Origin of the sequence: Streptomyces sp. NBC_00322, from assembly GCF_036147535.1 — a bacterium.
In the GTDB taxonomy this organism is placed as follows: domain Bacteria; phylum Actinomycetota; class Actinomycetes; order Streptomycetales; family Streptomycetaceae; genus Streptomyces.
This window is the reverse complement of record NZ_CP108019.1, coordinates 1,039,206-1,060,691: the sequence shown is the minus strand read 5'-3', so window position 1 is coordinate 1,060,691 and position 21,486 is coordinate 1,039,206. Positions and strand designations below refer to the sequence as shown.

19 protein-coding genes and 2 pseudogenes are annotated in these 21,486 nt (G+C 69.6%); 8 read left to right on the top strand and 13 right to left on the bottom strand.

Annotated features, from left to right (window positions below):
* The first annotated feature begins 6 nt into the window (after positions 1 to 6).
* The 6 genes from OG905_RS04815 (at position 7) to OG905_RS04790 (ending at position 5,702) form a co-directional block, all read left to right on the top strand.
* The gene (locus tag OG905_RS04815; RefSeq protein ID WP_142212421.1) at positions 7 to 411 is read left to right on the top strand and encodes a roadblock/LC7 domain-containing protein; all 405 of its coding nucleotides are present in this window, start codon (positions 7 to 9) and stop codon (positions 409 to 411) included.
* Between the two features lie 109 nt (positions 412 to 520).
* Entirely contained in the window at positions 521 to 1,474 is a 954-nt protein-coding gene (locus tag OG905_RS04810; protein WP_328666349.1) for a DUF6397 family protein, read from the top strand.
* A gap of 238 nt (positions 1,475 to 1,712) precedes the next feature.
* A complete protein-coding gene (locus tag OG905_RS04805; protein ID WP_328666348.1) occupies positions 1,713 to 2,219 on the top strand; it encodes a response regulator in 507 nt (168 codons plus the stop codon).
* Between the two features lie 293 nt (positions 2,220 to 2,512).
* On the top strand, positions 2,513 to 3,541 hold the full coding sequence (tdh, locus tag OG905_RS04800) for an L-threonine 3-dehydrogenase (protein WP_328666347.1): 1,029 nt from the start codon (positions 2,513 to 2,515) through the stop codon (positions 3,539 to 3,541).
* Positions 3,542 to 3,582: 41 nt separating this feature from the next.
* Complete coding sequence (locus OG905_RS04795) at positions 3,583 to 4,764, top strand: glycine C-acetyltransferase (protein ID WP_328666346.1); 1,182 nt, start codon at positions 3,583 to 3,585, stop codon at positions 4,762 to 4,764.
* 23 nt (positions 4,765 to 4,787) lie between these two features.
* Positions 4,788 to 5,702, top strand: coding sequence for a LysR family transcriptional regulator (locus tag OG905_RS04790; RefSeq protein WP_328666345.1), 915 nt, complete (start codon positions 4,788 to 4,790; stop codon positions 5,700 to 5,702).
* Positions 5,703 to 5,721: 19 nt separating this feature from the next.
* On the opposite strand, the gene OG905_RS04785 is transcribed toward OG905_RS04790, so the two are convergent.
* From OG905_RS04785 to OG905_RS04740, 10 genes and pseudogenes are all read right to left on the bottom strand, one after another.
* Positions 5,722 to 6,231 carry an SRPBCC family protein gene (locus tag OG905_RS04785; protein ID WP_328682034.1) on the bottom strand — a complete coding sequence of 170 codons (510 nt, stop codon included), beginning with the start codon at positions 6,229 to 6,231 and terminating at the stop codon, positions 5,722 to 5,724.
* 41 nt (positions 6,232 to 6,272) lie between these two features.
* Entirely contained in the window at positions 6,273 to 7,889 is a 1,617-nt protein-coding gene (locus OG905_RS04780) for a sodium/solute symporter (RefSeq protein WP_328666344.1), read from the bottom strand.
* On the bottom strand, positions 7,886 to 8,305 hold the full coding sequence (locus OG905_RS04775) for a DUF485 domain-containing protein (RefSeq protein ID WP_328666343.1): 420 nt from the start codon (positions 8,303 to 8,305) through the stop codon (positions 7,886 to 7,888). The genes OG905_RS04780 and OG905_RS04775 overlap by 4 nt, the downstream gene beginning before the upstream one ends.
* 263 nt (positions 8,306 to 8,568) lie before the next feature.
* A complete protein-coding gene (locus OG905_RS04770; RefSeq protein WP_443044057.1) occupies positions 8,569 to 10,764 on the bottom strand; it encodes an RICIN domain-containing protein in 2,196 nt (731 codons plus the stop codon).
* A gap of 129 nt (positions 10,765 to 10,893) precedes the next feature.
* The gene (locus tag OG905_RS04765; RefSeq protein ID WP_328666342.1) at positions 10,894 to 12,165 is read right to left on the bottom strand and encodes a ricin-type beta-trefoil lectin domain protein; all 1,272 of its coding nucleotides are present in this window, start codon (positions 12,163 to 12,165) and stop codon (positions 10,894 to 10,896) included.
* A gap of 194 nt (positions 12,166 to 12,359) precedes the next feature.
* Positions 12,360 to 12,565, bottom strand: a pseudogene (locus OG905_RS04760) (MFS transporter); the annotation flags it as partial.
* A gap of 72 nt (positions 12,566 to 12,637) precedes the next feature.
* Positions 12,638 to 14,575, bottom strand: coding sequence for a transglycosylase domain-containing protein (locus OG905_RS04755; protein WP_328666340.1), 1,938 nt, complete (start codon positions 14,573 to 14,575; stop codon positions 12,638 to 12,640).
* Positions 14,576 to 14,644: 69 nt separating this feature from the next.
* Positions 14,645 to 15,880 (bottom strand): sensor histidine kinase, encoded by a 1,236-nt coding sequence (locus OG905_RS04750; RefSeq protein ID WP_328666338.1) that lies wholly within the window; start codon positions 15,878 to 15,880, stop codon positions 14,645 to 14,647.
* Between the two features lie 2 nt (positions 15,881 to 15,882).
* Positions 15,883 to 16,629 (bottom strand): two-component system response regulator CseB, encoded by a 747-nt coding sequence (gene cseB / locus OG905_RS04745; RefSeq protein ID WP_328666336.1) that lies wholly within the window; start codon positions 16,627 to 16,629, stop codon positions 15,883 to 15,885.
* Complete coding sequence (locus OG905_RS04740; protein WP_328666335.1) at positions 16,629 to 17,369, bottom strand: hypothetical protein; 741 nt, start codon at positions 17,367 to 17,369, stop codon at positions 16,629 to 16,631. Before OG905_RS04740 ends, cseB begins: the two co-directional genes overlap by 1 nt.
* Before the next feature lie 91 nt (positions 17,370 to 17,460).
* Between OG905_RS04740 and OG905_RS04735 the strand changes: the two genes are divergently transcribed.
* Positions 17,461 to 17,640: a hypothetical protein gene (locus tag OG905_RS04735; protein WP_328666334.1), complete on the top strand. Its 180-nt coding sequence runs from the start codon at positions 17,461 to 17,463 to the stop codon at positions 17,638 to 17,640.
* Between the two features lie 20 nt (positions 17,641 to 17,660).
* Here the strand turns inward: OG905_RS04735 and OG905_RS04730 are convergent, their stop codons facing one another.
* Entirely contained in the window at positions 17,661 to 18,545 is an 885-nt protein-coding gene (locus OG905_RS04730; RefSeq protein ID WP_328666333.1) for a hypothetical protein, read from the bottom strand.
* On the bottom strand, positions 18,542 to 20,152 hold the full coding sequence (locus OG905_RS04725) for a serine/threonine-protein kinase (protein WP_328666332.1): 1,611 nt from the start codon (positions 20,150 to 20,152) through the stop codon (positions 18,542 to 18,544). Before OG905_RS04725 ends, OG905_RS04730 begins: the two co-directional genes overlap by 4 nt.
* A gap of 253 nt (positions 20,153 to 20,405) precedes the next feature.
* Between OG905_RS04725 and OG905_RS39060 the strand changes: the two are divergent.
* Positions 20,406 to 20,752, top strand: a pseudogene (locus OG905_RS39060) (SRPBCC family protein); the annotation flags it as partial.
* Positions 20,753 to 20,830: 78 nt separating this feature from the next.
* Here the strand turns inward: OG905_RS39060 and OG905_RS04720 are convergent.
* Complete coding sequence (locus tag OG905_RS04720) at positions 20,831 to 21,478, bottom strand: NADPH-dependent F420 reductase (RefSeq protein WP_328666331.1); 648 nt, start codon at positions 21,476 to 21,478, stop codon at positions 20,831 to 20,833.
* Between the last annotated feature and the right edge of the window lie 8 nt (positions 21,479 to 21,486).

Below are 21,486 nucleotides of genomic sequence, written 5' to 3'. Positions count from 1 at the left end.
CCGACCATGGCGCTGGACAAGGGACTTGACTGGCTGCTGGACGACCTGACGAAGAGAATCGAGCACATACGGCACGCTTTGGTGCTGTCCAATGACGGTCTGGTGACCGGCGCGAGCACGGGACTTGCCCGGGAGGACGCGGAACATCTCGCCGCGGTCTCCTCCGGTCTGCACTCCCTCGCCCGCGGGTCCGGACGTCATTTCCGCGCGGGCAAAGCGCGGCAGACCATGGTCGAGTTCGACGAAGCCCTGCTCTTCGTCACGGCGGCCGGCGAGGGAAGCTGCCTCTGCGTACTGAGCGCGGCCGAGGCCGACGTCGGTCAGGTGGCGTACGAGATGACGCTGATGGTGAACCGGGTCGGCGAGCACCTGGGAGTCGAGGCCAGGCAGCCGGGCGGAACTTCCCTCTGACCTGGGGGAATTCGGATTGCTGCGGGGTTATCCACAGGCCGGGCGCAATGTGACTGTGTCCGGCTACGGTCGTCACCGAGAGTATTCACACCTCACGGGGGAGACCGACATGACGGTGACGGAAGCAGCGACGTCCGGCGGGGCCGTGCGCAGTCTGGCGCTGGGGCGGGCCGCGCAGGAGCTGGGGCTCAAGCGGGGAGAGCTGGATCTCGCGGTCCAGCTGGGCCATGTCCGCACCACGCCGGGCGCGAGCGGCGGCCCGCCCAGGATCGACCGGCAGGAGGTCGACCGGTTGCGCGCGGCCGATGGATTCCCGGACGCCCTGCGGGAGCGGGTGCGGACCGTGGGCACGATGGAGGGGGCGGGGCTCGTCTCGATCAGCCCCGCGCGCTTCACCCGGCTCGCCCGCACGGGCCATTTCACGCCGGTCCGGTTCTATCTCAACCGCTATCGCGCGGTCGTCTGGCTCTATCTGGCAGAAGAACTGCGCGAGTTCGCCCTCGCCCACCCCGCACTCCTCAGCGGCAGGACCCCACCGGCGCTGCGGGCCCTGCTCGACGCCGGTGAGGACCGGCGAGCACGCAACTGGCGGGGCAGGCGGCTGGGACTGCTCCTGCGCGTGACCGAAGACCCCTGGCGGCAGGCGGCGGCGATCGCCTCGGTGCTCGATTCGGCGACGGTGGCCGAGGTGGTGACCGATCCCTACGAACGCTCGCATCTGCGCGTGCTCCGGCCCGAACTTGTCCCGGGCCGCCCGGATACGCCGGCAGCGAGGGAGGTCGTCGAGCGGCTGCTCCTGGCGGACCACCCCGACGAGATCCTCTGGCACCGGGTGAGCCTGGCCCACGCCTTGCGGGAGGCGCGCGAACTGCGTCCGGCGCCACGGCCGGGCGTGAGGGACGAAGCGCGGCCGGTGCGTCGCGAGCTCTCCGTGCGCTCGCGGCCGGTGCCGGTGGCGCACCACAGTGGCCGCAGTCCGTACGGGCGGGGACTGCTCGCGCGGCTGCGCCTGCGGAAGGGGCGACGCGATGCGGCGCAGGTGGGGCGGGACGGGCGGGGCTGATGGTGCGACAGATGGGGTTACGGACTGGTCGGTTCGCGTTTCCGGACGAAGGGGGCGCGTTACCGCCTGGTGCTCGAAGCCGCGCGAGGCTTCATACTGCCTCTACGCCCGAAGCCCCGCGGGAGCCGGAGGACAAGGACGGGGCCGAGCCAGCCGTATCGCGCGGCATACGCTGATGTGGCCGACTGTCGAGGGAGGCACAAATGGAGACGCGGGTTGTGCCTTGAAAATCCTGGTGGTGGACGACCGCGAGGACAACCTCTTCGCGATAGAGAGCCTGTTACGCCCTGTGGGGCGTCCGGTGGTACGTGCACACAGCGGGGACGAAGCACTGAAGACCGTGCTGCGCGGCGGCATAGCCGTGGTGATCCTCGATGTGGTGATGCCGCAGATGGACGGCCTGGAGGTGCTCGCCTATCTCAAGCGACTCGACCACACCCGCAATCTGCCCGTGGTGCTGATGACCGGCCTGGGCAGGGACGACGACCTGGCCGCCCGTGCGTATGACCTCGGAGTCTCCGACTTCCTGGTCAAGCCCGTGGACCCCTGGGTGGTGCGTACGAAAGTCAGGGCGCTCGCCGATCTGTACACGGAGAACCAGAGCCTGCGCGCACAGCTCGGCGCCCTGACCGGCCGACGGGCAGACGCCGCCGCGGCCGACCTGCCCGACCTCCTGGAATCGCGTCTTCCGCGCCAGGGCGGCGGCGCGAAGGGCCGCGCCCGGAGCATCCAGGGAACCGACTGACCGCCGCGCCCGGCCGACGGGCAGGACCGGACCGGCGGGCAGGACCCGGCGGGACCGGACCCGAGCGCATTCGGGGATGGCTCGCGCATGCGGCGCGACCGGGACAGGCACCTGATCGAGTGGTCCGGGCCGGAGTTCGGTGAAGCCTTGCACGGTGCGGTCCCCGTTCGCCGTACAACGTGAAGCTGGGCTGTTGGCCCGCTTAAGAAATCCTCGATGGACTCCGAGGTCACGGCTGGGCAGATTGGTCCAGGTCCACCACCGATCCCGTCACCATGCCTGGAGCCGCCCCGATGAAGGCACTTGTCAAGCAGCATGCCGAGCCCGGCCTGTGGCTCATGGACGTGCCGGAGCCGGAGACCGGCCCGGGCGATGTGCTGATCAAGGTGCTGCGCACCGGCATCTGCGGCACCGATCTGCACATCAGATCCTGGGACGGCTGGGCCCAGCAGGCAGTCAGCACGCCGCGCGTACTCGGCCACGAGTTCGTCGGCGAGGTCGCGGCGGTCGGCGCGGACGTCCAGGACATCGCGGTGGGCGATGTGGTGAGCGGCGAGGGCCATCTGGTCTGCGGCAAGTGCCGCAACTGTCTCGCCGGGCGCCGCCATCTGTGCCGCAGCACCATCGGACTCGGCGTCGGCAGGGACGGCGCGTTCGCCGAGTATGTCGCGCTCCCCGCGTCCAACGTGTGGGTGCACCGTACGGAGGTGGACCTGGACATCGCCGCGATCTTCGACCCGTTCGGGAACGCCGTCCACACCGCGCTCTCCTTTCCACTGGTCGGCGAAGACGTACTGATCACCGGCGCGGGCCCGATCGGCATCATGGCCGCGGCCGTCGCCCGGCACGCGGGCGCCCGCAACGTCGTGATCACCGATGTCAGCGAGTCCCGCCTCGCGATCGCCCGCAAGGCGGGCGCCACCCTCGCCCTGAACGTCGCCCAGCACGACATCGCCGACGCGCAGCGGCAGCTCGGCCTGAAGGAGGGCTTCGACATCGGCCTGGAGATGTCCGGTCGTCCCGAGGCCATGCGCGACATGGTCGACAACATGACCCACGGCGGCCGTATCGCCATGCTGGGACTGCCTGCGCAGGAGTTCGCGGTCGACTGGTCGAAGATCGTCACCTCGATGATCACCATCAAGGGCATCTACGGCCGCGAGATGTTCGAGACCTGGTACGCGATGACGGTTCTGCTCGAAGGCGGACTCGACCTCAGCCCCGTGATCACCGGCAGCTACGGGTACCAGGACTTCGACGCCGCCTTCGACGAGGCTGCCACCGCCCGCAGCGGCAAGATCATCCTCGACTGGACCGTCTAGGTCCCGTCCGAGCCTCCGCAGCCTTCGTAAGGAGCCCCACCATGTACGCGTCCGTCCGCGACGACCTCCGTACCACCCTCGACGAGATCCGAGCCGCCGGTCTCTACAAGCCCGAGCGGGTCATCGGCACCCCGCAGAGCGCCTCCGTCTCCGTAGCCTCGGGCGAGGTCCTCAACTTCTGCGCCAACAACTACCTCGGCCTCGCCGACCACCCCGAGGTCGTCGCCGCCGCCAAGGAGGCGCTGGACCGCTGGGGCTACGGAATGGCCTCCGTCCGCTTCATCTGCGGCACCCAGGACGTCCACAAGGAGCTCGAGGCGCGCCTTTCCGCGTTCCTCGGCCAGGAGGACACGATCCTCTACTCCTCCTGCTTCGACGCCAACGGCGGCATCTTCGAGACGCTCCTCGGCCCCGAGGACGCGGTCATCTCCGACGCGCTGAACCACGCCAGCATCATCGACGGCATCCGCCTGTCCAAGGCCCGCCGCCACCGCTACGCCAACCGCGACCTCGCCGACCTGGAGCAGCAGCTCAAGGAGACCCAGGACGTCCGCCGCCGTCTCATCGTCACCGACGGCGTCTTCTCCATGGACGGATATGTCGCCCCCCTCGCCGAGATCTGCGACCTCGCCGACCGTTACGACGCGATGGTCATGGTCGACGACTCGCACGCCGTCGGCTTCGTCGGCCCCGGCGGCCGCGGCACCCCTGAGCTGCACGGCGTGATGGACCGGGTCGACATCATCACCGGCACCCTCGGCAAGGCGCTCGGCGGTGCGTCCGGCGGCTATGTCGCGGCCCGCGCCGAGATCGTCGCCCTGCTGCGCCAGCGCTCGCGCCCGTATCTCTTCTCCAACTCCCTCGCCCCCGTGATCGCCGCCGCCTCCCTCAAGGTCCTGGACCTGCTGGAGTCCGCCGGCGACCTGCGCGAGCGGCTGAACGCGAACACCGCGCTGTTCCGTACGAAGATGACCGAGGCGGGCTTCGAGGTCCTTCCCGGCGACCACGCCATCGCCCCCGTCATGATCGGCGACGCCGCCGAGGCCGGCCGGATGGCCGAACTCCTGCTGGAGCGCGGCGTCTACGTGATCGGCTTCTCCTACCCGGTCGTCCCGATGGGCCAGGCGAGGATCCGGGTCCAGCTCTCCGCCGCGCACTCCACCGAGGACGTGGAGCGGGCCGTCGCCGCGTTCATCGACGCGCGCGAGGCGCTGAAGGGCTGATTGCACCTGGCAAGATGGACCGGGTGATCGACCCCCGGCGGCTGCGCATCCTGCGTGCCGTGGCGGACCACCGTACGGTGACCGCCGCGGCCGCCGCGCTGTACCTCACCCCCTCGGCCGTCTCCCAGCAGCTCAACGCGCTGGAGCAGGAGACCGGCCACGCCTTGCTGATCCGCAGCGGCAAGGGGGTGCGGCTGACGGCCGCGGGGGAGATCCTGCTGGCCCACACCCATACCGTGCTCGCGCAGCTGGAGCGCGCCGAGGCGGAACTCGCGGCCTACGCGGGCGGCGTAGCCGGCGACGTCACGGTCGCCGCCTTCGCCACCGGCATCGCCGAGGTCGTCGCCCCCGCGATCGTGCACCTCGCCGCCGGCCATCCGGACATCCGGGTGCGCGTACGGGACGCCGAGGGCGACGAGAGCCTTCCGCTGGTGCTCGACGGCGAGGCGGATCTGGCGGTGGCGGTCGAGTACCGGGGGGCGCCCCGCGAGAACGACCGCAGGCTGTCCCGGGTGCCGCTGTACGCCGAGCCGTTCGACGCCGTACTGCACGCGGGACATCCCCTCGGCGCGGGTGAACGCGTCGAGCTGGCCGAGCTCGCCGACAGCGACTGGATCGGCCCCTACCCCGGCAACCCCTGTCACGACATGGTGCTGCTCGCCTGCGAACTCGCCGGATTCCAGCCCCGCCTCATGCACTCCTCGGACGACTTCCGCGCCGTGGTCGCCCTCGCGGGAGCGGGCGCGGGAGTGGCACTGGTGCCGCGCTCGGCGCTGCGCGGGATGGAGCTCACGGACGTTGTCGTACGGCCCGTGGCGGGCCCCGCCGCGACCCGCCGTGTCTTCGCCGCCGTGCGGCGGGGCGCGGAGTCCCACCCGCTGATCCACCCTGTGCTCGACGCACTGGCCAAGTCGGCGGCCGGACTCTCCTCCGGCTGAGCGGGCCCGGACCGGCGGGTCAGCCGGCCGGCGTCGCCTCCATCGCCTTCTTCAGGTTGTCCAGCGTGCTGCGGATATTGCGGCGCTGGAAGTCGGCGAACGTGTGCCCCCGGGTCGCCATCCGATCGAAGGCGTTGGCCACGGCATCGGGCCAGCCCCGACGGTCGTCGGTCCAGGTCTCGGTCACCCGCGCCCCGCCGTCGACGGCCTCGAAGCGGTACTCCCAGGTCGCGATCCGACCGGGCAGCACGGGCCGGCGCCGGCCTATGGCGCGTACCCGGAAGGCGAACCGCTCACCGGGATCCGCCGCGATCACCGTGCACCGTGTGGTCCAGCGCAGCGGCCCGCGCTTGTTGTGGCCGTCGAAGACCATGCCCACGTACGCCTGTTGAGCGCCGTCGCGTACGGTCGCACCCCGGTTCTCTGGACTCCAGCGACCCATCAGGGCAGGGTTACTGATCTGCGCGTAGATCGTCGAGGGGTCGGCGTCGATGACGACGCTGTCCGACACCGAGAAGGTTCGTGCCATGGGTACGACTCCGATCGTGAGTTCCGGCGGCAGCGCGGTGATCATCCCCGCGGCTGTACCGCGTCGGCCAGGATGGAAGCGTCGACATCGTCGTACTCGTCGCTGTGCCGCAGCGGAGCTCCGGCGGTGCGGCGGCTGAGGACGGTGCCGAGCCAGCCGGCGAGGAATCCGACGGGGACGGAGACCAGGCCGGTGGTGGTGTACGGGAACCACGTGAAGTCGGCGTCGGGGAAGATCGCCCTGGGGGAACCCGAGACGAGGGTGGTCCCCGTGACGAGGATCAGGACGCTCACCGTGCCGCCGATCAGGGTGCTCAGCAGCCCGGTCCGGCTGTACTGGCGCCAGAAGAGGCTGTAGATCAGCGCGGGCGCGACCGCGGAGGCGCCCAGGCAGAAGGACAGGGTGACCATCGCCTGTAGGTTCACATGCCGGGAGGTCGCCGCGAGGAAGATCGCACAGAGGCCGACGGCGGCCGCTGTGGCCCGGGCCACCATCATCTCGGTCCTGTCGCGCTGGGCTCGCTTGCGGCCCAGACCGTGTGTGATGAGGTCGTGGGCGAGGGTGTTGGCACAGGCGAGCGTGATGCCGGCGACGGAGGCCAGCAGCGTCAGGAAGATCGCGGTGGCCATGGCCGTGAAGAGCAGCGTCTCGAAGGTGGACACCTCCGAGCCCATGATCGCCTGGCTGACCAGCAGGATCGAGGTCTTGCCCTGCGGATCGGCGAGGGTGATCTGCTGACGGCCCACGATCGCCGCGGCGCCGAAGCCGATGATGGCGCTCAGCACACACATGACGACAACCGTCGATACCGCCCAGGACATGGAGCGCCGTGCGGCGGACGCGCTGCGGGAGCTGAACATGCGCATCGTGATGTGCGGAAGGCAGGCCGCGCCGAGGACGACGGTCAGCTGGGCGCTGATCATGTCCAGGCCGTCGCCGCCGAACTGGAGCCCGGGCGCCAGGTACGCGTCCCCCGCACCGCTCCCGCGTGCCGCCGCGTCCAGCAGTGAGGGGATGCTGAAGTCGAAGCGGTTCAGGATGAGCGAGGCGATGGCAATGGCGGCGGCGAGCAGCACCACGGTCTTCACGATCTGGATGAAGGCGGTGCCCTTCATGCCGCCGATGGCCGCGTAGATGATCATCAGCAGGCCGAGCAGCACGATGGAGCCGGTCTTGAAGCCCGCGGCGTCGATGCCGAGGACGAAGGCCAGCAGATCGCCCGCGCCCGCCAGCTGGAAGATCAGCAGCGGGAACAGGGCGATGAGCGAAACGATGCACGCGGTGATGCGTACGGCGGAACTGGGCTCGCGGCGGGTGAGGACGTCGCCCATGGTGAACCGGCCCGCGTTCCGCAGCGGTTCGGCCAGCAGGAACATCAGCAGCACCAGCGAGAGCACGGTGCTCAGAGCGAGTACGAGACCGTCTTGGCCGAGCAGTGAGATGACGCCGATGGTGCCGAGCACGCTCGCGGCGGAGATGTAGTCGCCCGCGATGGCGAGGCCGCTCTGCATGGGGGACAGCGAGCGGAAGCCGGTGTAGAACTCGTCCAGGTCGTCGCGGTCGGGCCCGGTCATCACGCACAGCAGCAGGGTCACCGTGGTCACCGCGATGAAGGCGACGAACGACATGGTCTGGGCTTCGGAGCCGAATCCGCTCATCGGCGTGCTCCCTGGGTGGTCGGTGCGGCCTGGAGACGTACGGCATCGGCCAGCGGATCGACCCGGCGGCGTGCGGACCTCTCGTATGCGGCCACGGCTATGAGGGACACCGGGAGCTGGATCAGGCCGAGCAGGAGGGCGATGTTGAGACCGCCGGTGATCTTGCTCGTCATCAGGTCCGGCGCGTACGCCGAGAGGAGGAGGAACAGCACGAAGTAGCCGAGGGCCGTCAGGGTCGCCACCCGGCGCAGCCGTCGGTAGGCGGAGCTCAGGGCGCGCACGTCGCGGTGGGGGTCGGTCGGCTGCCGGGGCGGGGCCGGGGGAGTGGGCTCCTGCCAGTAGTGGAGCGGGTTTCCCGGCTGCTGGGGGTACTCGGGAAACTCGGGATAGGAGCGCGGTGGGGGGTAGTGCGACATCGCGTTGGTTCCTCGTATGCCTGTGCGGACGGCGGGGGCAGGGCATGCTGGCGGAGCGGCTACGTTACCCATGGGTAGCGGCAGCCGGTGCATTGTTGCATGAACTGTCCGGTCGGTCAGTTGCCTGTTCGTGACCCGAGAATGGGCCTCTTGAACCACAGACAGGAGGCCCGGGCATCCGCGGAGCGGGTACCCGGGCCAGGCCGGCCGAGAAGACTCAGGACATCAGGGCTGCGCGGTCAGGAGGCGTACTCCCAGCCGCCTCATGGGTAGCTCACCAGATTGGCCACGTTGGTGGAAGAGTTCGACGGACCGCCCCGGTCATTGATGACATGGCGGATGGTCCCGGTGCCGCCGAGCGATACGGTCACCATGCTGCGGAACCGCACGTTCGGGTTGTTCGGGGCCTCGAAGGCGTGCTCCGCGGTCACGGACGGATTGGCGTTGAAGAAGCAGTAGCTGCCGAGCCCGAACGCCTCATGGCTGGTCACCTGACTGCCAACCTTGTAGGCGGCATAGCCCTGGGTCGAACCATTCATCCACGCCGCCTGATGGGGCGGGTCGTACGGCATCTCGTTCTGGTAGAAGTACGTCCGCCCGCCGTTGCCGTTCCAGATCGTCTGATGCTTCTGGTAGTGCTCCACGAACAGCCCGTACATCGTCACGTCGTCACCGTTGACCACGAGCCCGGTGTCCGCCGTGTTGCTGGTCCAGCCGATGCCGGTGCCGTGGTCGCCGCGCCAGATCCACATGTGGTCGCCGATGACGTTGTCGCTGTTGACCACCAGGCTTGTCGTCGCCTTGCCCACGGCGGCGCCGCCGACGCGGAAGAACACATCGTGCAGGGATGTCGGGTCGGCCGCGTGGGAGGCGGACGAGGCGGACGGGCCGACCTCCATCAAGGTCTGCGAGTTGGTCGTACCTGCGTCGAAGAGGATGCCCGCGACCTTGACGCCGTCGACGTCCGCGACCGTCATCGCCGTGACGCCGTTGTCGGGGATGAACGTGGCCAGCCCGAGCCCGAGGACGACCGTGTCGGGACGGGTCACCCGCAGGGTCTGGTTGAGGTGGTAGACCCCGGGGGTGACCAGCAGGTTCTTGCCCTCGGCAAGCGCGGCGTTGATCTGCGCGGCGCTCGCTCCGGCCTTCACGACATAGAACTGGTCCATGCCCAGCGAGGTCCCGGCGGCGCTGCCGCTCGCCCAGGTCGTGGCCGAGGAGTTGGCGCGCAGGGACGGCACGAACACCTTGTAGGCGCCGGCCCCGTCCACGTACAGGAAGGGCTTCTCGCGGACCGTCGGCGTCTGGTTCACCGTCGTGTAGGGCGGGCTGGGGAAGCTGGTTGCCGGAACGCCCTGGCTGCCGACGAAGACCATGTTCCAGTTGGAGCCGGTCCAGCTGCCGAGCTGGGAGTTACGCGTCACCCACTGTTGCTGCGTACCGGAGCGGACCTGACCGTCGATCTTGCTGTCGGCCATGAAGCCGCCACTTGCCCAACCGCCGTCGTCCAGCGCCAGGTTGCCGCGCACATGCATACGGCGGTACGGAGCGGCCTGCGACACCGCCCACCGGTCCGTGCCGCCGGACGGGTTCACCGAGAGGTTCTCGGCGCCGCGCCAGAAGTTCTGGGTGGCGTTCTGCGGCGGGAACCAGTCGGCCTCGACATGCACCGCGCCGTTGATCGTCACCGAGTCCGGGGACTGGCCGAGGCCGAGGACCTGGGTGTAGAAGCCGACATTGACGTCATTGCTGTAGGTGCCCGGCTTGAACATGACCGCGTACCGCTGGGAGCCGAACTGGTTGGTCTCCTGCTGCCGGAAGATCGAGTTGAGCCGGCTCTGGATGGTCGAGGACGACATCGACGGATCGAAGACGACCACGTTCGGACCGAGATCGACATCCCCGGGTGCGGTACTCACGGGCGCGACCTGGAAGCGCTGGGCCGCTGTCCCGTTGCAGGTGTACTGCACCAGCTGAACGCTGTCCGCGGTCGAAGCGGAGGGGACGTCCAGGCACTTGCCGCTGTTGCGGTTGACGAAGTGATAGGCGCCGCCGCCCTCGTCCACCGCCTGCCACTGCTGGTTGGCGCCGCCGCCGTACGTCCACAGATGCACGGCGGCGTTGTCGGCGGTGGACACATCACTCACATCCGCCACCTGGTTGGCGTCATTGCGGTTGTTGATCCGTACGAAGCCACCGCTGGTGGCCGTGAAACTCCACTGCTGGGCCGTGGAGTTGTTGCAGCTGTACTGCTGGACGGCGGTGCCGTTCGCGGTCGCGGCCGAGCGCGCGTCCAGACACTTGCCGCTTGTGCTGTTCACCACGGTGGCCCAACTCGTCGGCAGCGCGGCCGCACCTGCGATCGCTTCGGGTGTGGCCGCTTGGGGCGTGGCCGCCTCGGAGGTGGAGACGGCGACCAGGACGGAAGCGGCCGAAGCCAGCACGGCGATGGCGGCCACAAGTGACGTGGTGCGAGGGGCGCGTCGGAAGGTGTGGCGGCCCGCTCCGGGCGTGCGCTGCGTTCGAAGCACGTTCTCTCCTGTGCTGAGGGTGAGTTTGTGGGGGGTGTGCGCGGGGGAGTCACCCGGTCAGCCGGCAGTCACCGTCCACTTCTGGTTGGCGGCTCCGGTGCACGTCCAGATCTGCAGGCGGGTGCCGTTGGCTGAGCTGTTGCCGGTGGCGTCCAGGCACTTGTCGGCCTGCGGGTTGACGATGTCGTGGGCGGCGGTGACGCTCCAGCGTTGTGCGCCCGTTCCGTTGCAGTCCCACAACTGGACCAGGGAGCCGTCGGCGGTGCCCCCTGACGCGACGTCGAGGCACTTGCCGAGGGCCCGGATCGTGCCGTCGCCGCCGACGCTCCACTGCTGGGCGGCGGTGCCGTTGCAGTCGTAGAGCTGTACGGGTGTGCCGTTGGCGCTGTTCGCCCCGGCGATGTCCACGCACTTGCCGCCCAGGCCCGTGATGGCGCTGCCCCTCCCCGGCCCGCTGTCGCTCGTGCTGACGCGCACATGGTCGACGACGAGCTGCTGGGGAAACACGGTGCTGCCGTCGGGGTCGCCCGGCCAGTATCCGCCGACCGCGAGATTGAGGATCAGGAAGAACGGCTTGTTGAACACCCATTGCCTGCCGCCGAGATCGACGGGCGTGCGGCGCTGGTACACGTTGCCGTCCACGGACCAGGTGATCGAGTCGGGCGCCCAGTCGACGGCGAAGGTGTGGAAGGCGTCCGCGAATGCCTGGCCGCCGGGCAGTGTGTACGCGGCGCCGATGCCGCCGGAGCCGGAGTAGCCGGGGCCGTGCAGCGTGCCGTGGATGGTGGAGGGCTCGAAGCCGACGTTCTCCATGACGTCGATCTCACCCGAGTTCGGCCAGCCGACCTGCCCGATGTCGTTGCCCAGCATCCAGAAGGCGGGCCACATACCCTGGCCGCGCGGCACCTTCAGCCTGGCCTCGACATGCCCGTAGGTCTGCGTGAACCTGCCCGCGGTGTTCAGCCGGGCGGAGGTGTACTCACATCGTCCGTACCAGCACTGGTAGTTGCCCGGGTTCTCGCGGCGGGCGGTGATGACGAGATGACCCTGGCCGTCGAGAGCGGCGTTGCGGTTGCCCGCGGTGTAGTACTGCCGCTCGTGGTTGTTGACGTTGTCGCCCGTCTCGGTCTGCCACTTGCCGCCGTCGACGGTGGAGCCCGCGGGACCGTCGAATTCATCGGCGAAGGTCACGGCGGCAGGCGCGGCGGTCGTGGTGGTCATCGAGGCGGGTACGGGGTTGCCCTGTGCGAGCCCGGTGGTGACCGTCGCAAAGGTCAGGACGGACAGAACAGACAGCAGTAGACGCCGTGATGAGCGCGGGGAGTCCATGACTCTCCCTTCCCGGCCTGGCATGCATATGACAGGCCAGATATCCGAACACAGTGGGGGGTGGTAGGGGGAGGGCGCTTAGTTCACTACGTGATTTAAGAAGTGAACTAAGGGGCTGTCAAGGTCTTGGTATGGACCATTACTCCCCAAGGCGGAAGATGGGGCGCGCTTGCAAGTAATGTCGTGTGCAATTACGCGACGACCGAGCCGATGCCGAAGAAGGCGCCGTGGGCGAGGGAGGCGACCACTCGTCCGGCCCGCATCACGCCGAAGACGGGCGCGCGACGGCGGACAGGACGTTTCCTGCGATGAACAGGCCCATCAGCAGCATCAGCATCCGCTTGCGGGACACCTTCGTGCCGAGGACGGTCATCAGCGGGGCACCGAGCACCACGCCCACCCGCGCCCTGATGCCGCTGCTGTACGTCTCGTTGGGCGCCCACTCCCTCCAGAACCGCCGGCTGCATTCGTGTCAGCGTGATGGAGCGTCCGTATTCACGGGGGCGTCGGGAGCCTTGGACTGGGGCATCGGCAGAGCGGACAGGGCCCGCCTGGCGTAGCCGGACCAGATGATCGCGGGGGCACCGTTGCCGATGTTCTTGAGGGTGACTTGTTTCTGGGTGGTGGCGTCCTCGCCGAAGAGGCCGACCGCGGTGACGAGTTCGTCGGTGGAGCCGATGAACCACTCGGCCTTCCTGTCGTCGGTGCGGCCCTGGGTCGTGGTCATCGTCCCTTCGCGGTCGTCCGCGTACCGGAGACCGTCGGCCTCCCCCCGGCTCAGGTCGCCGCGGAGATACGACGTGACCATGTCGGCCGTCCGGGGATCGATCGCCTGGCCGCCGATCGCGCCGTGCAGGCCGGTCTGTTCGCCGTCCCGCTCCGCGGACTTCACGATCGAGGGGGTGATCTTCCTGCCGTCGTGGCGGAAGGAGGAGTAGACACCTGCCAGTTCCAGTGGGCTTGCTCCCATCAGGCCGAGTGTTGTCGCCTGGGACGAGGCGAAGTCGCGCGTTTCCACGGCCATTCCCAGAGCTGTGGCGGTCTTCCTGATGTGTTCGGTGCCGGACACATCGTTGGCGTCGGTCTTGGCCTCCATGGATGCCGCCAGGGCGATGGGCTCGAAGGTGGGGCCTGCCTGGTAGTCGGCACGGGTGGCATTGCTGACGTAGTGGCGGGTGGAGTCGCGGCCGCCGTAAAGGGCCACGACGCGGCCGGACTTCGGGTCCACCGAGACCGCCCCCGCCTGCCGGTTGGCGTCCGCGGCCGCGTTGTCGGCCGCCGCTTCACCGCCGCCGAGGCCCGTGGTGACGGCCTGCTCCAGGGCGCGCTGTTTGGCGGGATCGATGTTGAGGGTGATGCGCCAGCCGCCGCCCGCCAGTTCCTGCTCGCTCACGCCCGAGGCCATCAGCTCACGCCGCGCGGCATCCACGAGGTAGCCGGTCTGGCCCGAGAGGCCCGAGGCCTGCTTGGGAGCGACCGGCACGGGGAACTTCATCTGCTGCCGTTTGCCCTTGTCCAGCCAGCCCTGCTCCACCATGTTGTCGAGTACGTAGTTCCAGCGCTGAGTGACCAGTTGCTTGCCCTCGGGGCTGGCGATGGCCCAGTCGTACTGGCTGGGAGCCTGCAGCAACGCCGCGAGATAGGCGCCCTGTTCGACGCTCAGGTTCTGGACCTCTGTGCGGTAGTACGCGCGGGACGCGGCCTGGACGCCGTAGGCGAGCCGCCCGTAGTAACTGCTGTTCAGATACCCCGCGAGGATGTCGTCCTTGGAGTTCTGCCGGTCCACCTTGAGGGAGATGACCAGCTCCTTGACCTTGCGGGTGACTGTCTGTTCCTGGCTGAGGTAGTAGTTCTTGACGTACTGCTGGGTGATGGTCGACCCACCCTGTTTGCCCTTGCCCGTCAAGGTGCTCAGAATGCCGCGGGCGGTGCCGGACAAGGACACGCCGGAGTCGCTGTAGAAGTCCTTGTTCTCCGCGGCGACGAACGCGCGCTGCACATCCTTGGGCACCTTGCTGAGCGGAACGGTCTCGCGGTTGATCTCGCCCGTGCGGGCGAGGCGGGTGCCGTCGCTGAAGAGAAAGACGTTGCTCTGGGCCTGGGCCAGTTCATTGGCCTGGGGGATGTCGATGGCGACGTAGAGAACGGTGAAGCCGCCGATCAGCAGGGCGACCAGAGAGATGACAAAGGCGAGTGCCTTGCGCCAGGTGAGGAACCGCCGGATCCCGGTCCTCCTGCCTGCCCTCTTCCTCGTGCGCCTGCCGGAGTGGCGCGGTCGACGCCGCCGGAACCGGCCCCCGCGCTGCGGACCTCTGGCTTCTTCGGGAGTACCAGCCTCGTCGGTCTCGCCGCTGATGCCGCTCGGCGTCAGCCAACTCACCTTCTGGTCCGGACTCCACCTGGTACGCATGGCCACATCCTCGGGGCCGAAGATCTTCGTAAACCCAAAGCGGGGCATCGGCTGTGCCTCGGAGGTGTATCAGTCGTGTATCGGCCCGGGCCGCGGGAGTCGGAGAGTCGCACGCGCGCCGCCGGCGGGCGCGTTGGTGAACTGAAGCGTCGCGCCGATGACATCCGCCTGTCCCAGGGCGATGGTCAGCCCCAGACCGGTACCGGTACCGCGCTCGCGGGCACCCGTGCGGAACCGTTGCGGTCCGTCGTCGAGCAGGGAGTCCGGGTAGCCGTCGCCGTGATCGCGTACCGTCACCGTCCTGCCGTCAGCTGCCACGGTGACGGTGACCGGCGCGCGGCCGTGCCGGTGGGCGTTGACGATCAGGTTGGTCACAATGCGTTCCAGGCGCCGCGGATCCGTCCACACCGTCGTATCGCCCGCTCCGTCCTCGACGACGAGGCGTACGGACAGGCCGGTACGCATGGTGATGTCCTCGACCAGGAAGCCGAGGGGGCAGGGCGAGAGGTCGGCCTGTTCACCGCCGGCGTCCAGCCGGGAGATCTCCAACAGGTCCTCCACGAGCGCCGCCAGGACGCGCACCCGGTCGCGGACGTATCCGGCCGCCTCTCCGTCCGGGAGCAACTCCGCGGAGGTGACCAGACCCATGAGCGGAGTGCGCAGTTCATGCGCCACGTCGGCGGTGAAGCGCTGTTCGCTGCGCAGCCGTTGCTGCAGCGCCGCGGCCATGGTGTCGACGGCCGTGGAGATCTCGGCGATCTCGTCGCGCGGCCGGGGCCCGGCCTCGATACGGGCATCGAGGTCACCCGCGGCGATGCGCCGCGCCGTGCCCGCCGCACTGCGCAGCCGGCGGCTCATCCGGCCGGCGCTGAGCACTCCGAGCGGCAGCACGACCGCCGTGGTGAGCACTCCGGCCCAGGCGATGCTCGTGTCAAGAGCGCTGATGTCACCCAGGGCGGTGGTCATGTCGACCCGTACGGACAGCACTTGCTCACCGGCGGGGCGTGCCGCCCACATCGCGGGGCCGGGCGGTCCGGCCTCGTACTCCGTGCCCTGGCGGCCCTTGGCGGCCAGGCTTCGCAGCCCGGCGGGCAGACCCGGCGCGTTGAGGACGGCGCCGGTGCCCTGGACGGTGCCGCTGCGGGTGTAGGCGGCGGCGGCCCGGTCGAGAGTGGTCCTGGCCGCCTCGCGGGCCTGGTTCAATTCCCGGTCGCGCGAGGCCTGGTGGACGATCACGCCGACGGCCGCGGCGACGGCGCAGATGGCCACGGCGACGAGGGCGGCGATGCGCCATCTCAGCGGCATGGTCAGCGCCGCAGCTTGTAGCCGAAACCGCGGACCGTTTCGATCCGTTCGGCGCCGATCTTCGCCCGCAGCCGCTGCACATGCAGATCGACAACACGCGTGTCGCCGTGCCAGGCGTGGTCCCACACGCGGCTGAGCAGGGTCCGGCGCTCCAGCACGACACCGGGCGACGCGGCGAATTCGAGCAGCATCCGCAGTTCGGTGGGGGTGAGAGCGAGCGGCTGTCCCGAGCGGTGCACTTCCATGCCCCGGGTGTCGATGGTCAGATCCCCGAAGGTCATCGTGGTCGTGTCGCCTCCGCCTGTTCCAGGCCCGGCACCGCTCGCGCCCGCGGGGGAGTGGGCGGGGGTGAAGGACGCGCGGCGCAGCAGCGAGCGGATACGCGCGACGAGTACGGCGCTCTCGACGGGCTTGACGACATAGTCGTCCGCACCCGCCTCAAGGCCGGAGACCACGTCGAGGGCGTCGCCGCGCGCGGACATCATCAGGATGGGAGCCAGGCTCAGTTCGCGGATCCGGCGGCACAGTCCGATGCCGTCCAGCTCGGGCAGCATGACGTCGAGCAGCAGCAGGTCGGGGCGTCGCTCGCGGAACATCTCAAGACCGGACATGCCGTCGGCGGCGGTGGAGACGGTGAAGCCATAGCGTTCGAGGAGCATGCGGACGGTGTTACGGATGACCTCGTCGTCCTCGACGAGCAGCAGATGTGCCTCGGTGGCACTGCCTGGTGTGACGGCGGGACTGGTCATCACTCTGTCCTGGTCGGCGAGTTCGGCGAGTTCGGCGAGTTCGGCGGGGGAGTCGGTGGGGGAGTCGGTGGGGGGCTCTTCTGCGCCGAGTCGCCTGCCTGGTCCTGCGGGGCCGCTGCCGAAAGCACGTTCCCGTCCCATCGGTAGCGGGTGGTGAAGCGGCCGTCGTTCCCGGTCGAGACGAGCACAAGATCGTGGCCGAAGGTCTCACCGGTGAGTCCGAGGGGACCCCAGCTGATCAGCACGGGCCGTACCGCAGTCCCGAAGGCCCGGTAGACCTGGACCAGCGTCAGCCCGGCCGCGGGCGCGTCGAGCCCCACGACGAGTTCTTCCTGTCCGTCGCCCGTGAGGTCCCGGTAGACGGGTTTGCGCAGACCGCACTCCGTACCGGGGCAGGCCTGCAGCTCGTCCCGTACGAGCTTGGCCACGTTGGGGTCCTTCTCCAGCAGTTCCTTGACCGGGATCTGCTTCAGCCCGGCCGCGGGCACCTCGACGCCCTTGATGCTCAGATACCGGCGGCCGGGACTGGTGGGCTCGCTGGAGGGCGTGACCGGAGGGGAATACTGCGGCCACAGCGGCGAGGCACTGGTCGGCGGTGACAGCCGGGGCGCGACGCCCCCGTCCCGCGCGCCCGTCTCCGCGGCACAGCCGGCGAGGCCCACGGCGGCCGCGCATGCGGCAATGGCGGCCGCGCGGAGCCGCCCGCGGTCGTGGGGGCCGGTGCGGGGGGTGTGGGGCATAGGCGTATCAGCGTACCGGCGGGGGCGGGAGGGGCGGACGTGGGTCGCGCCGTCAACTGTGTAGCAGGGCTTCTTCGGCACCGGCGTCGCCGTGGCCCGTATGCTCGGCCCGCTGCTGCTCACCACACTGATCGTCGGCTGGGGAGCCCCCGGCTGGCTGCTCCTCGGAGCGCCGTTTCTGGTCGCCGGACCGGCGATGGGACCGGCGGTCCGGTGGGCGGAGAAGTCCAGGACCGACGTGAGCGTCGTGGTCCCGTCCGCCACCCGATGACTGTCCGGTCCGGCGATGCCTCAGGCGCAGCGGTAGGTGAAACGCGTCGTGACGGTGTCCCCGGTGGGCGAGACGATCCGCAGGACTGCGGCCGCCTGGTACTCGCCCTTCCCTTGAAAGGTCCACAGCAGATGCAGACGCGCCTGCTTCTGGCCACGCGTCAGCTTCTCCCGGAGTACGCCCGAGGTGGTGCCGTCGCTGCGTTCCCAGCGATACCTCACGGTGCCGGGCCGTCCGTTGGTCGACAGGACGCCCACGATGTCGGCCGTGCTGTCACAGCCGAGAGCCTGCGCCGTGGTCTGGACTGTCACGCTCTTTACGGCCAGGGCGGGCCCGTAGCGCTGCCAGGCCAGAAAGGCCAGTACGGCCAACAGCACCGTGCCCGCCAGGGCGTAGCGGCGCAGTCCTGAACGGCGGCGCTCGGGGGGCTGAGCCGGGCCGGCGGGTTGTCCGGCCAGAGTGCCGTGCCAGATCTCGGCAGTTGTGTTGTTGCCGCCATTGCGGTGGAGGACCGCGGCGGTTACTCCCGGGCCGAAGCGGAGGACCTCGCCCTCGACCCGGTCGGGGGCCACGCTCGCCGGTGGCTCCTCCCGGATCTGGGTGGCTGCGTCGGGTCCGTCCTGGACCGTGGCGGTTGAGTCGGGCCCGTCCTGGACCAGGGTGGCCGTGTCGGGTCCGTCCTGGACCGTGGCGGTTGAGTCGGGTCCGTCCTCGACCAGGGTGGCCGTGTCGGGCTCGCCTTGGATCAGGGTGGCCGTGTCGGGCTCAGGCCCCGCCTCGGGGCGTTCGAACCAGTGGCTGCCCAGCGCGGTCGCGCTGTACCCGTCGCTCTCGTAGGCCTCGACCGCCTTGTCCACTTCCGGTACCTGATCGTGCGGGCCGTAGGGGACGCGAGGATCGTTCATGAGATTATGCACCGCCGGATCCAGATCTGCTGCGAGGAACTGCCGTTCGCGGCAGCCGGGTTCGTCGTCGCCCGCACACCCCAGTAGCAGCCCTGCCCCTGGAAGGTGTGGTCAAGAGCGATCGTGTACTGCGTCGCTCCGCTCCGCACGAAGGTCTGCGAGCCGTCCGGCGTGCCCAGGTCGCCCTTCACGTCGCTGGTGAACCACGAGATGACGACGGTCACCGGACCGGTCCCGTCCGTGGTGACGTCGATCGAGGCGGTGCCACTCGTGGGACCAACCTGCCGCAGGCTCGTGACCGACACCGACTTCACGGCTACGGGTGGCGTGCTGGAAGTGGAGGGGCTGGGCTCCGTGGTCGGAGTGGAGACCGACGGCGAAGGCGCGGAGGTGGTGGGCAGGGTCACCCCGGGTGTCGGCGTCGCGGGCGTCGTACTCGCGCTGGCGGAAGGCGAGTCGGAGACCGAGGCACTGGCACTCGGGGACGGGCTCGCGGAGGCGGAAGGCCAGACGGGCGGGGCGCCGCTCGCGCCCGGCTGCGCGCTCGTGGTGGCCACGGCCTGAGCGGTCGTCCGCGTGGGACCGTCCCCGCCCGCACGCGCGGCGAGGGCGACCGCGATGGCCAGCAGCACGGCGGCGGCACCCGTCAGCACTCCCCGCAGGCTGGGCCTGAGGATGCGGCGCCAGCCGCTGGACACAGCAGTCGTGGCGAACGCGGTGGTTCCCGCCGCCTGGCCCGCTGCGGAGGGGAAGAGCAACGGCAGCAGCGCGGCGAGAGCGGCGAGCTTGCGCTGGCCCCTCTCCTCCCAGTCCGGTCCGTACGCCGCGCCGGCGATCTCTTCGAGCTCGGCGACGAACGCCTCCGCGTTCTCGGGCCGCTTCCGCGGCTCCTTCGCCATCCCGCGCCGGATGAGCGGGCGCACCGGCTCCGGCGCGTCCTCGTCGGGAACCGGCGCGTCGATGTGCTGCAGCGCGAGCTCGGCGAAGTTCCCGCCCGTGAACGGCTTGCGGCCGGTCAGGCACTCGTAGAAGGTCGCGGTCGCCGCATAGACGTCGGCGGCCGGTGAGGCGGGCTCCCCGTTCCACTGCTCCGGCGCCATGTACGCGGGAGTGCCCGCGATGCCCGGCGTGCTGCCGCGCCCCGCCGCGATACCGAAGTCGACCAGCTTGGACGAGCCGTCGGCCGCGACCAGGACGTTCTCCGGCTTGTAGTCGCGGTGCACGACACCCGCCCGGTGCGCGGCCGCCAGGCCCAGCAGTGAGCCCTTCAGGACCACCAGCGCCGCCTCGGGACCGGTGGCTCCTTCCCGCAGGAGCAGGGCGCGCAGGGCGATGCCGTCGACCAGTTCCATCACGATGGCGGCGCCCTGCGGAGCCTCTACGTACTCGTACAGCCCGACGACGTACGGTGAATCGAGATCGCCGAGCAGGCGTGCCTCCGCCCGGAAGTCCCGTACGAAGGCCGAATCGGTACGCAGCCGCTCGCTCAGGTATTTCACGGCCACCGGCACGCCGGTCGCGTCGTGGACGGCCAGGACGACGCGCCCGCTGCCGCCGGAGCCCAGTTCCCGGGTCTCGGTGTACCCGGGGACCGACCATGCGTTCATTACCGTCCCCCTATGCGCCGCGGTCGCTCACACGCGGCCGCCGCACGATAGCTCACCTGCTCTCCCCATGGCAGACACAATTCCGTCACGAGCGGTTCCCGGGGGCCGCGGTGGGTCGGGGGGCAGCGAATGGCGTGAACGCCTTGTGAGTCGAGCTCGTAGCCCGCCGGTCACCCCTATCCGCCGATGCGCCCGCCTTCCATCGTGCGCTCGCTTCCAGTGGGAGGAGTCCTGAGTGGAGCGGCTGAGGGGCTGGACCCAGGGCATCCGGACGGCGGAGCTGACCCGGGAGGCGGACGGGGGCGGCTTCGGCCTCGGCGCCGAGGTCACCCGTACCGCGTACTTCCTTGGACAGGCGCATCGACTATGTGCTCCGTGTCGCCGAGTACGAGCCCTTGAGACTCCTGGCCATGGTGTCCGTGGCAGGTCCGATGCCGATGCACGTTCACGTACACCTTCACCCCCCATACGCACGGCACGCTCGCACGCATCCGGGTCCAGGGCGACGCCGGCCGTTACTACCGCCTGGCCGCGCCCATCATGGCGAGAAGGGTCCGCTCCTCGATCGGCAAGGACCTGAGTGACCTGGAGCGCAACCTTTTCGCTTACAGCGATGGTTTGTTCAACTGCTTGCGGCTCGGGGCCCGGGCGTCGGCCGGCGCAGCATCGCGGCGGCGGTCAGCGTGCGAGGGACACGGCGAACGGCTGGAATCCGTGGCGTCGCAGGACGTGCGGGACCAGCAGGATCAGCGCCTCCGTGGCGCGGGCCGTGGCGATGTCGCCGAGGTCCTCGATCCAGTCCGGTTGCCAGCCCAGGTCGGCGAGGAGGCCGGCGACGACCTTCTTGGCGTGCTCGTCGTTGCCGGACAGGTAGACGGTCGGCGGTGTTGACAGGGAGTCAGGGGCCGTCATGACCATGAAGAGCATGGTGTTGAGGGTCTTGACGACCTGCGTTGCGGGCAGGGCTTGCTGGAGCTGCTCGGCCAGGCTGCTGCCGGGGTAGCACTGCTCTCCCGGGAGACCGTCGGCGGCATCATGGGTCGCGTTGGAGACGTCGATGAGGATTTTGTCCGCAAGCTCGGCGCGGAACTCCGACAAGCGCTCGAGGGCTGTGTCTCCCGGCGTCGCGTTGATCACGATGTCGGCGGTGCGAGCAGTGGTGCTTTGGTCGGCGAAGCGGATCGACGCGTCGATACCGGCCTCGCGGGCCGCGGTCTCTTCGGACGGCTGCAGGTAGCCGAGGGTCACGTCGTGCCCGGCGGCGGCGAGCTTGCGGGCGAGGTTGCCGCCGACGCGGCCGGCGCCGAGGATGCCGATGGTAGTCATGGGGTTCT